The sequence below is a fragment of the Halorubrum sp. Ea1 genome, assembly GCF_002252965.1.
Classification (GTDB): Archaea; Halobacteriota; Halobacteria; order Halobacteriales; family Haloferacaceae; genus Halorubrum.
On sequence record NZ_NHPG01000090.1, the window covers coordinates 16458 to 27195 of the forward strand.

General features: G+C 72.6%; 10 protein-coding genes. 8 read left to right on the plus strand and 2 right to left on the minus strand.

The features are described from left to right. Positions 1–43: 43 nt before the first annotated feature. From DJ73_RS11150 to DJ73_RS11180, 8 genes are all read left to right on the plus strand, one after another. Positions 44–1309, plus strand: coding sequence for an ABC transporter substrate-binding protein (locus tag DJ73_RS11150; RefSeq protein ID WP_094557973.1), 1266 nt, complete (start codon positions 44–46; stop codon positions 1307–1309). Beyond that, positions 1306–2310: an FAD-dependent oxidoreductase gene (locus tag DJ73_RS11155; protein WP_094557974.1), complete on the plus strand. Its 1005-nt coding sequence runs from the start codon at positions 1306–1308 to the stop codon at positions 2308–2310. Before DJ73_RS11150 ends, DJ73_RS11155 begins: the two co-directional genes overlap by 4 nt. Further along, positions 2307–3485, plus strand: a complete 1179-nt coding sequence (locus DJ73_RS11160) for an iron ABC transporter permease (protein WP_094526568.1) — start codon at positions 2307–2309, stop codon at positions 3483–3485. Before DJ73_RS11155 ends, DJ73_RS11160 begins: the two co-directional genes overlap by 4 nt. Next, the gene (locus tag DJ73_RS11165) at positions 3486–4382 is read left to right on the plus strand and encodes an ABC transporter ATP-binding protein (protein WP_094557975.1); all 897 of its coding nucleotides are present in this window, start codon (positions 3486–3488) and stop codon (positions 4380–4382) included. 92 nt (positions 4383–4474) lie between these two features. Then, positions 4475–5722, plus strand: coding sequence for an ABC transporter substrate-binding protein (locus tag DJ73_RS11170; RefSeq protein ID WP_094523733.1), 1248 nt, complete (start codon positions 4475–4477; stop codon positions 5720–5722). Further along, positions 5723–5899: a hypothetical protein gene (locus tag DJ73_RS20355; protein WP_170938255.1), complete on the plus strand. Its 177-nt coding sequence runs from the start codon at positions 5723–5725 to the stop codon at positions 5897–5899. It abuts the gene before it with no gap. A gap of 148 nt (positions 5900–6047) precedes the next feature. Next, complete coding sequence (locus DJ73_RS11175; protein WP_094523735.1) at positions 6048–6851, plus strand: FAD-binding protein; 804 nt, start codon at positions 6048–6050, stop codon at positions 6849–6851. Between the two features lie 24 nt (positions 6852–6875). Further along, positions 6876–7886: a hypothetical protein gene (locus tag DJ73_RS11180; RefSeq protein ID WP_094557976.1), complete on the plus strand. Its 1011-nt coding sequence runs from the start codon at positions 6876–6878 to the stop codon at positions 7884–7886. Between the two features lie 27 nt (positions 7887–7913). Here DJ73_RS11180 and DJ73_RS11185 read toward each other — a convergent pair whose 3' ends face one another. Beyond that, a complete protein-coding gene (locus DJ73_RS11185; RefSeq protein WP_094557977.1) occupies positions 7914–9026 on the minus strand; it encodes a TrmB family transcriptional regulator sugar-binding domain-containing protein in 1113 nt (370 codons plus the stop codon). A gap of 82 nt (positions 9027–9108) precedes the next feature. Beyond that, positions 9109–10738 (minus strand): alpha-amylase family glycosyl hydrolase (locus tag DJ73_RS11190; protein WP_094557978.1); only part of this gene is annotated, 1630 nt, incomplete at its 5' end.

Below are 10738 nucleotides of genomic sequence, written 5' to 3' on the forward strand. Positions count from 1 at the left end.
AAGATCCGAAACCGATTTAATCCTTTAGGGTGGCCTAAATCGTATGGAACCAGACGCGGACCGATCCCCCGCGACGCGACGCGACGCGATCAGGTACTGCGGCGGCGTCGCCGGCGCGGGACTGCTCGCCGGGTGCGCCGGGACCGATCCGGCGCCGGGCGGTGCCGAGGGAGACGACGGCTCGGCGAGCGGCGGTTCGAACGGGAGCGGTTCGGCCGACGGCGACGGTGCCGGCGGCGAGGACGGCTCGTACACGGCCGAGATGGCGCCGGCCGGCGAGGTCGCGTTCGACGCGGTCCCGGAGGGCGTCATGGTGTACAGCCTGCTGTACGCCGACCTCGCGGTCGCGCTCGGTCACGGCGGCGCGGTGAACTCGCTCGGCTTCGACGCGAACGCGGGCGGGAACACGTTGGACGCCTACTACGCGCGCCTCGACGGCGTCTCCTTCGACGCCGAGGGGCTCACGCAGCTCAACTCCGGCTCCGGCGGCATCTCCGTCGACCGCGAGCTCCTCTACGAGCTCGACAGCGACCTCCACCTCGCGGACCCGTGCCTGTTCGCGTCCTTCGACGGCTGGAGCGCGGCCGACGTGGCCGAGGTCCGCGACAACGTCGCGCCGTGGTTCGGGAACGTCTACAGCCGCCGGCACTCGGACCCCCCGGAGCCGTGTCGCGACGACTACGAGTACTACGCGCTCCCCGAGATCGGCGAGCGCGTCGCCGCCGCCTTCCGCGAGACGGAGCGCTTCGCCGCGCTCGACGCGGTCCGCGAGGACCTGATCGAGACGATCCGGAGCGACCTCCCGCCGGCCGAGGAGCGCCCGACGGTCGCCGCCCTCATCTACATGGACGGGACCTACTACCCCTCCCGGACCGACGGGCCGGGCTTCGCGAACGCGCACGTCCGTCCGTTCGACGTCCCCGACGCCTTCGCCGCGGACGAGGTCACCTACGAGACGGCCTACGACCACGAGCGGCTGCTGGAGGTCGACCCCGACGTCATTCTCCACCAGTACGGGATCGCCTCCTACTACGACGTCGGCGCGGTCCGCGAGGAGCTGGCCGACCACTCGGTCGCCGGCCGGCTCTCCGCGATCGAGAACGACCGCTTCTACCCCTCCGGAACCCCGGTGCAGGGGCCGATCATGAACCTGTTCCAGCTGGAGATGACGGCGAAACAGCTGTTCCCGGGTCGGTTCGGCGAGTGGCCCGGCTACGAGCACGGCGACGACTACCCGCCGATTCCGCCGGCCGAACGGCTGTTCGACCGCGAGGAGGTCGCCGCGATCGTCTCCGGAGGCGCGGAATGAGCGCCGCCGTCGATCGCGACGTCGTCGTGGTCGGCGGCGGTCCGGCGGGCTGCTCGGCGGCGGTGTTCGCGGCGCGGGAGGGGCTCGACGTCGCGGTCTTCGACCGCGGTCGGTCCTCCCTCGCGCGCTGTGCGCACCTGGAGAACTACCCCGGATTCCCCGCCGGCGTCGACGTCGAGACCTTCGCGGAGCTGCTCCGCTCGCACGCGGAGCGGGCGGGGTGTTCGGTCGTCTCGGACCTCGTCGAAGACGTCGAACGCCGAGCCGGAGACGGGGATGACGCCGCCGGCCTCCGCGTCACGCCGCAGGAGGGCGAGCCGGTCACCGCCCGCCGCGTGGTCGCGGCGACGCGGTACGGCGGCGAGTACCTCCGCGGGCTCGACGACGAGGCGATGTTCGCGGTCCACGAGCACGGCGACGAGACCCACGAGGGCTTCGACCGCGAGTACGCCGACCGCGACGGGACGACGCCGGTCGACGGGCTCTACGTCGCGTCGCCGTCGGCGGCCGACCGCCAGGTCGTCACGGCGGCCGGCCGGGGCGCCCGCGTCGGGAAGCGGGTCGTCGCCGACGCGCGGATCGACGACGGCTGGTGGCCCGCGGCGGCCGAGGGCGTCGACTGGCTGCGTCGCGAGGCCGCGGTCGACGACGAGTGGACCGACCGCGAGCGGTGGGCCGAGTGGTTCGACGCGGAGCACGCCGACGCCCCCGTCGACCCGGACTCGGACCGGTTCGCCCGCGTCCGCGAGGCCGCGATCGACGCCTCGCTGTCGTCGTACGTCGACGCGGACGAGGCCGAATCGCGGGCGGCCGCCGGGCGGCGCGCGCTCGCGGCGCACCTCGACCCGGCCGCGGTCGTCGACGCCCACGGCGCCGCCGCCCTGCTCGACGCGATGGACGACGAGGCGATCGCGGCGCACGCGACCGAATTGAACGGCGGGCGGGAGGCGGCCGACGGAGCGGGGGGAGACGGAGCGGCGGCCGACCAGGGGGCGCGATGAGCGGCGAGCGGTCCGCGGTCGGCGGCGGGGCGTCGACGAGCCGGTCGGCCGGGACCGACCGCTTCGGCTGGCTGCTCGACCCGAAACTCGTGAGCGTCGCGGTCGGGAGCCTCGCGGTGGTCGTCGTCGCGGGCCTCGTGCAGGTGAGCTTCGGCGCCTACTCGATGACGGTCGGCGAGGCGTGGCGGGCCGTCCTCGACCCCGCGGTCCTCCTCGACCCGCGGTGGCTGCTCAACTTCCTCGTCGGCGAGGAGCTGATGCGGGCGATCACGGGCTTTCAGGGCGAGCTGCCGGAGCTGTCGCACGGCACGCTGATCGTCTGGAACATCCGCCTACCGCGGGTGATCGTCGGGGCCATCGTCGGGATGAACCTCGGCGTCTCGGGCGCGATCTTCCAGGCGGTCACCAGGAACGAGCTCGCGAGCCCGTTCATCCTCGGCGTCTCCTCCGGGGCCGGGCTGATGATCCTGCTGACGCTGGTCGTGTTCGGAGGGCTCTCTGCGTTCCTCCCGCTGATCGCGGCGCTGGGCGGCGCCGTCGCGTTCCTGATCGTGTACGCCATCGCGTGGAAGAACGGGACGAGCCCCGTCCGGCTCGTGCTCGCGGGCGTGATCGTCGGGACCGTCTTCGGGAGCCTCCAGACGGCGCTGTTCTTCTTCGCCGACGACATCGGCGTCGTCCAGTCGGCGATCCAGTGGACGACCGGCTCGCTGACCGGGACGGACTGGGCGCAGGTGCGGCTGGCGCTCCCGTGGACGGTCGTCGCGGTACTGCTCTCGATCGCCGGATCGCGGCAGCTGAACCTGCTCCTGTTGGGCGAGCAGACCGCGAAGTCGCTCGGGATGTCGATAGAGCGGGTGCGGTTCGCGCTGTCGGGGGTCGCGGTGCTCGCGGCCGCCGCCAGCATCGCGGTGGCCGGCATCGTCAGCTTCGTCGGGCTGATCGTCCCGCACATGGTGCGGAACCTCGTCGGGAGCGATTACAAGCGGCTGATCGTCGGGTGCCTGTTCGTCGGCCCCGCCCTGATGGTCGCCGCCGACGTGGGCGCCCGGCTCGGGATGAGCGTCCTGACGGGCGCGGACGCGCAGATCCCGGTGGGGATCGTCACCGGGCTCGTCGGCGGGCCGTACTTCCTGTACCTGATGCGGAGACGGCAGAACATGGGTGAACTCTGAATGTCCATCGAACGCACGAACGCGACGGATTCGGACGAACTGAGCGGCGCGAACGCGCCGAACCGAACGACCGGCGAGCGCGCGGCGGGCGCCACCGACGCGAGCGACCTCGACGCCGAGGGGCTCGTGTTGGGGTACCCGACCGCTCCGGAACCGGTCGTCGACGGCGCGTCGATCGCGGCCGAGCCGGGCGCGGTCACCGCCCTCGTCGGTCCGAACGGGTCGGGCAAGAGCACCCTGCTGAAGGGGTTGGCGAACCAGCTCGCGCCCGAGGACGGCTCCGTGCTCCTGGACGGACGCGACGTTCACTCGATGGACACGAAGGCGCTCGCCCGGAAGCTCGGGCTGCTGTCACAGGAGAGCACGTCGCCGGACAGCATCACCGTCGAGGACCTCGTCCATCACGGTCGGTACCCGCACCGCGGCTTCTTCGAGCGGACGACCGAGGCGGACGCTCGCGCGGTCGACCGCGCCATCGAGCTGGCGGGCTGCGGCCACCTCAGGGACCGCGAGGTCGGGAGCCTCAGCGGCGGGCAGAAGCAGCTCGCGTGGATCGCGATGGTCCTCGCGCAGGACACCGACGTGCTCCTCCTCGACGAGCCGACGACGTTCCTCGACTTACACCACCAGATGGAGGTGATGGAGATCATCGAGACGCTGCGCGACGAGAGCGACGTGACGGTCGTCGTCGTGCTCCACGACATCGAGCAGGCCGCGCGGCTCGCCGACCGGATGGTCGCGCTCAAGGACGGCGAGATACGGGCCCGCGGCGCCCCGGGAGAGGTCGTCACCGAGGAGCTGCTCGCTGACGTGTTCCGCGTCGACACCGACGTGGTGCAGACCGAGAACGGCCCCCGCGTCACCCCGTTGCGCGCCAGGCACGAGGGGTCGGAGTAACCCGACGCGTCCGGCCGACGACGACGTGGCAATATATTTTAGTCCGACCTAAAAACCGAAGTGGTTAAACATCTTTAGGCTAGCCTAAAAACATGTCCAGAGACGACGCGGTACACGGGGATCCGACCCGCAGAGCGTTCGCGAAGTACGGCGGTACCGTCGCGCTCGGCGGTCTGCTCGCCGGCTGCACCGGCGGTGGCGACGGGGAGGGCGACGGCGCCGACGACGGCTCGGCCGACGGCAACGGCACCGACGACGGCTCGGCCGACGGCGACGATTCTGACGGGTCCGGCGACACCGCCGAGAGCTACACGGCGTCGATCTCGCCGATGGGCGAGGTGACGTTCGAGTCGCCGCCGGAGACGGTGTTCACGCGGCTCACCCACCACGCGGACATGGCGTTCGCGCTCGGCCGGGGGAACGACGTCACCGCGCTGCACGCGCCCGACTACTACGACGGGCTGTGGAACCAGTTCGTCGAGCGGCTCCCGGGCGTCTCGCTCGACTGGTCCGGGCGCTACTCCTCGTGGAAGCCGGACAAGGAGAAGCTGTACGAGCTCGACAGCGACGTCCACCTCGCGGACCCGGCGTGGATCACCCGACAGGACGCCTGGGACCGCGCGGACGTCGACGAGGTCGCCGAGAACGTCTCGCCGTGGTTCGGCAACTCCCTCAGCGACCGCCACCAGGAGCCGACGGACGAGTGGGCCGACGGCTACCAGTACTACGGCCTGTGGGAGCAGTTCGAGATCGTCGCCGACGCGTTCCGGGAGCGCGAGCGCTACGAGGCGCTCGCGGAGGTCCGCGAGGGGCTTCTGTCGACGATCGAAGAGGGGCTGCCGCCCGAGGAGGAGCGCCCGACCGCGATCATGATCGCCGCCGCCGACATCGAGAGCATCTACGCGTACACGCTGAGCAACCCCGGCTTCCTCACGTCGCACACGCGCCCGCTCGGCCCGCGCGACGCGTTCGAGGGGAGCGTCGAGTCCGGCACGGTCGTCGACTTCGAGACGATGCTCGAGGCCGATCCCGACGTCATCCTCTACCTCGGCGGGATGGAGCCGGGGACGGACATGGCCGGGCGACGGACCGCCTTCGAGGAGGACGCCGTCGGCTCGGAGATCGCGGCGGTCCGGAACGACCGCATCCACCCGCAGGGCGCCCGGTATCAGGGCCCGATACTGAATCTGTTCCAGCTGGAGATGACGGCGAAGCAGCTCTACCCCGACGCGTTCGGCGCGTGGCCGCGGTACGAGGAGGGTCCGTATCCGGCGATCCCCGAGAACGAGCGGCTGTTCGACCGGAAGCGCGTCGCGGACGCGATCAAGGGGGACCTGTAGATGCGCGCCCGCGAGTGGACCGTGGCGGCGACCTACGGCGACCCGACCGACTACGACGTCCCGGCGCTGCCGACGTGGCGGGTCGAACGCGGCGCGTGCGGCGACCTCGCGTTCGCGGCGACCGACCGGGACGAGCCGTTCATCGCCGCCGCCAACCCGGTCCGGGTGCGGCGATGAGCGGGGCGAGGCCGGCCGCTCGACAGCGCATCGCGTCAGACCCGCGGGACCGAAGATCCTACCTCGCCTCGCCCGTGTCGACGGGTATGGAGCCGAATCAGCTACGGGCGGCGGACCGTTCCCGACGGAACCGACGGGTGGTCGACCGATGACCGACGGGTCGACCCCCCCGCGCGACGTGGTCGTCGTCGGCGGCGGCGTCGCCGGGCTCTCGGCGGCCGTGTTCACGGCGCGTCAGGGGCTCGACACGCTCGTCGTCGACGGCGGCGCGTCGATCCTCCGGCGGAACGCCCACCTGGAGAACTTCCCCGGGTTCCCGCTCGGAGTCAACGCCCGCCGACTGCTCGACCTCCTCGGCGAGCAGGCCGAGGCCGCCGGCGCGGACCGACTCGACGCGCGGGTGACGCGGGTCGCCGCGATCGACTCCGGCGACGCCGATTCCGGCGGTGACGGCGCCGTCCCGAGCGACGGCGCCCCGAGCGACGACGCCCGGTTCGCCGTCGCCACCGACGGCGACGACCGGATCCGGACGCGGTACGTCGTCGCGGCCACGAAGAACGAGGTCGGCTACCTCGACGGCGTCGACGGCGTCGGGATCATCGAGCGCGGGAAGGCGTACGTCGACGTCGACGAGCGCGGCCGGACCGGCGTCGACGGGCTGTACGCGGCGGGGCGGCTCGCGGAGAAGCCCCACCAGGCCGCGGTGTGCGCCGGCCACGGCGCCGAGGTCGCGGTCACGCTGTTGGAGGACGACGACGCGCCCTTCTACCACGACTGGGTGACGCCGGAGGGGTACTTCACCGACCGGGGCCGCGAGGTGCCCCCGGGCTGCGAGGAGATCGGCGCCGACGAGCGCCGCGAACGCGAGGCCGCCTCGCTGGACGCGACCCGCGAGCGGTTCGCGGAACCGCATCCCGACCCGCAAGAGACCCACCCGAGCCTGGAGGAGTGACCGGATGCGGAGCGTGACCGCGACGTGATCGGGACGACGCTGGCGGCTATCAGCGACCATATCGAGGCGCTCTCGTCGGAGACCGGCGAGTACTCGCTCGTCTGCGCCCGCTACGGCGACCGACCGGTCCCCGCGGCCGGGCTCCGGTTCGAGAGCCGGGCCGCCGCGCGCGCCGCCGCCCGCGCCACCGAGCAGTACCGCGACGCGCTCCGCCGGTACGACCCGCAGGTCCCGTACTACGACGTGATCGTCCGGCAGGAGTACGCGGGCGACGAGGGCGTCGACCGCGGCGTCTGCGACAGGAGCGCCGACGGCGACGCCGGAAGCGGTCGGTCCGCCGGCGACGCGCACGACGTGCTGCGGTTCTCGGCGACCGAGGCGGCGGACTGGTCGCTCTCCGACCCCGCCGTGGGCCGCGACCCCGGACCGAACCCCGATTCGAGCCGCGACCCCGAACCGAATCCCGCGCCGAGCCGCGACCTCGTCGGGTTCTGCCACGACGCGGCGGCGGCGGTGTTCGAGGCCCTCTCGGCGGGCGACCACGACGCGGTCGAGTCGGCGGTCATGGACGCCTACTTCGCGTTCGCGGAGGAGCGGTCGGACCCGGACGGCCTCTGTCTCCGGCTCCTCGAAGCGATGGCGTTCGAGCTCCGCCGCGGCCTCGAGCCGACCGAACAGGCCGCGGTGCTGGCCGACGCCGCGTCGCGGCTCCCCGTCGCGCCCGACGCGGACCCGGTCGCGGGGGCGTTCGAGCGCCTCGCCGGAGCGGGGGTCGTCGGGAGCTACGCGGCCGACTCGGGCAGCGACGAGCCGCCGGCCGAGTCGGTGGTCGTCCACGTGTCCGACTACGCGCTGACCCCCCGGGACGGGCGGTTCCCGACGCTTCCGGTCGCTCTCGAACTGTGCCGACACGGCGACCGGTCGCCCCCGCGGGCGGTCCGCGTCGACGCCGTGGAGGGGGGCTGGCGGCTCGGGATCGACACCGCGTCCGGCGACGAGCCGTCGGGGCTGACGAGCGCGCCGATCCGCGAGTAGGTCGGCGTCGGCCCGCGCGGCGTCGACCTATTCGGCGTCGGCGGTGCCGCCGGACGCGTCCGCCTCGCCGGCCTCGTCCGCCTCTATCCGCACGAGGTCGGCCTCGACGTCCTCGACGAACGCGCCCTTCCCGCCGACGGTGACGGTGCCGTCGTCGGTCTCCACGACGAGCGAGTGCTGGACCGGGAACTCGTTGTTCGTCGGCTCGACCATCCCCTGTTTCGCCTCGACGACGCGTCCCACGAGCTCGACGGCCTCGTCGCTCTCCGTCCGCCGCCCGCCGACGGTTACGCGCGGCGTCTCGCCGGCGCGGAGCCGCAGGGTCGCCTGTAACACCGTGTGCCGGAAGTTCTCGTACTCCGCCGGGAGCGGCGCCGGCGGCGCGGTCGCGGCCTCGGTCGCGGCCGGCCAGTAGTTCCCGAGGAAGGAGCCGACGATGACGGGCGCGAGCTGTTCCTGCGAGAAGTGGATCGCCTGCCGGTCGGTGTCGGACCGCCGGAGCAGCTCGGGCGGGGCGACGACGCCGGCCGCCGAGTCCACGGTGAGTAGCGTGGGCATCGCCTCGCTCCACGTCCGAACGACGCTGGCGACGCCCTCGAGGTCGACCGCGTCGCCGCCGGCGTCTCCGACCGACGTCCCCTCGGCGTCGGAGACGACGAGGAGCACGAGCACGCCCCGGTCGACCGCGTCCGCGAGCGACTCCCGGACCTCCGGGAGGTGCTTGGCCGTGACCGACAGCGCGACCTCCGACTCCGCCCCGTCGAGCAGCGACCGGATCCGCTTGATGACCGTGACGCGGGACTTGATCACCTCGAACTGCTCGGCCCGCCGCTCCACCCGCGAGAAGCGCTCCTCCAGTCCGGGTCGGATCGCGTCGACGTCCGAGCGGAGCCGGTTTATCACCTCGTCGGGCGGGTTCGCGCGGATCGTCGTCGGCACGACGTGGTCGTTCACCTCTACGAACCCGCGGTCCGCGAGCGACTCGCTCACGCTGTAGACGTAGCGCTTCGACACGCCGGCGGCGTCCGCGATGGTGCTTGCCTTCGCCTCGCCGTGCTCCAAGAGACTCAGATACGTGTCGATCTCCTTGTCCGAGAGCCCGAATCGGCGGAGGAGATCGTTCAGCGTCCGGTCGTCCATACGCAACAGAGGGCGAGGCGACCACTTATAAGGGTCGGACGACGCGACCGGACGCGGATACCGCGACCGGGGAGACGGGACCCTATCTGAGGACGGCCACGGCGTCGACGGCGACCTCGGTCCCGACCGCGCGGTCGGCGAACAGGTCGGTCTCGACTCCCTCCGGCACCGCGACCGTCGCCGGCTCGGTCGCGAAGTTGACGACGACGAGGAGGGCGTCGCCGTCCGCCTCGTCGGCGCCCTCGTTATCGCCGACCGCCGTCCGGGCGTACGCGGTCACCCGCTCCGGGTCGCCGTCGACGACGCGCACGTCCGTCGCGGGGCCGCTGAAGTCGACGGCGCCCTCGCGGAGGAGCGGCTCGCGCTCGCGGAGCGCGGCCAGGTCGCGGTGGAAGTCGGTGAGGTCGTTGTCGCCGTCGTGCCAGCGGACGGGGCCGCGGTACGTCTCGTTGCCGCGCTCCTGCCCGGCGTAGATCATCGGCGCGCCGGGGAGCGTGAAGACGGTCGCGGCGGCGGCCTTCAGGGCGTCTCGGCCGTACTCGGCGAGGTAGCGGTCCTCGTCGTGGTTCTCGACGTAGCGCATCTGCGCGCTCGGATCGTCGAAGCCGAGCCACGCGGCGCGGTCGAACGCGTCGCCGACCGCGCTCGCGGGGGCCTCGCCCGCGCCGACGTCGCGGAGGATCCCGTAGAGGGAGGTGTCGTAGTGGAGGTCGAACTCCCCCTCGCCGTAGAAGGGGTCGTGCGGGAGCGTCTCGTCGAGCAGGAGGACGTCGTCGGGGACGCGGTCGGCGACCTCCTTCCAGAACCCGTGCGGGACCCCCCACGCCACGTCGGCGCGGAAGCCGTCGACGACGGCGGCCCACTCGTCGACTACGTCCAGCAGCCACGCCCGGACGGCAGGACTGTCGAAGTTGAGGTTGGGGATCCGCCGCCAGTTGAAGTAGTACTCCGGCATGTCGCCGGGGGCGAGCTCCGCCCAGTCGGTCCCGGTCACGTCGAAGGCGCCGTCGGCCCGGCGGTAGTGGTCGGCGTACGCGTCGACGCCGGCGGCGTGCATCTGGAACGCGGGGTGGTCGCGGGAGGTGTGGTTGATCACGAGGTCGAAGACCACCCGGATCCCGGCGTCGTGGCAGGTCTCCACGAGCGACTCGAACGCCTCGCGCGAGCCGAGGTCGCTCGCCGTCTCGTAGTAGTCGGTGACGTGGTAGCCGTGCTCGGTCGGCGAGGCGAGCACGGGCGTCAGCCACAGCGCGTCGACGCGCAGGCTCTCCAGATACGGCACCCGGCGCTCGATCTCGCGGAACGTCGTCGGGAGGGTGTCGCCCGCGAACGACCTGACGAACGCCTCGTATATCGTCGGCGCGTCGGCCCACTCCGGGGCGGCGTGAGGGTCGGTGACCGCGACCGGCGCGCCGCCACCGGCGACGCCGTCGGCCGTCGGCCGCTCGTCGACGCCGCCTCCGTCCGCCGTCCGCCTCTCGTCGCCGTTCCCGCGCCCGATGCGCACCGTCTCGGCCGCCCCGTACCGCTCCGCACGCGGGACCGCGTGAACTCGGAGGCCGTCGCCGTCGAGGGCGTCGTCGGGGACCGCTTCGAGCGGGACGGCGAGGGTAGCCCCGTCCGCCAACGACTCGATCCGCGTGACCGTCTCCGGGGCGGCGTCGCGGTCGTCGACGAGGAACTCGACGCCGACGCCGCGGTCCGCGGCGTCG

Coding starts and splice junctions, on each gene's coding strand:
- DJ73_RS11150 (WP_094557973.1), top strand. CDS start 44: ATGGAACCAGACGCGGACCGATCCCCCGCGACGCGACGCGACGCGATC.
- DJ73_RS11155 (WP_094557974.1), top strand. CDS start 1,306: ATGAGCGCCGCCGTCGATCGCGACGTCGTCGTGGTCGGCGGCGGTCCG.
- DJ73_RS11160 (WP_094526568.1), top strand. CDS start 2,307: ATGAGCGGCGAGCGGTCCGCGGTCGGCGGCGGGGCGTCGACGAGCCGG.
- DJ73_RS11165 (WP_094557975.1), top strand. CDS start 3,486: ATGTCCATCGAACGCACGAACGCGACGGATTCGGACGAACTGAGCGGC.
- DJ73_RS11170 (WP_094523733.1), top strand. CDS start 4,475: ATGTCCAGAGACGACGCGGTACACGGGGATCCGACCCGCAGAGCGTTC.
- DJ73_RS20355 (WP_170938255.1), top strand. CDS start 5,723: ATGCGCGCCCGCGAGTGGACCGTGGCGGCGACCTACGGCGACCCGACC.
- DJ73_RS11175 (WP_094523735.1), top strand. CDS start 6,048: ATGACCGACGGGTCGACCCCCCCGCGCGACGTGGTCGTCGTCGGCGGC.
- DJ73_RS11185 (WP_094557977.1), bottom strand. CDS start 9,026: ATGGACGACCGGACGCTGAACGATCTCCTCCGCCGATTCGGGCTCTCG.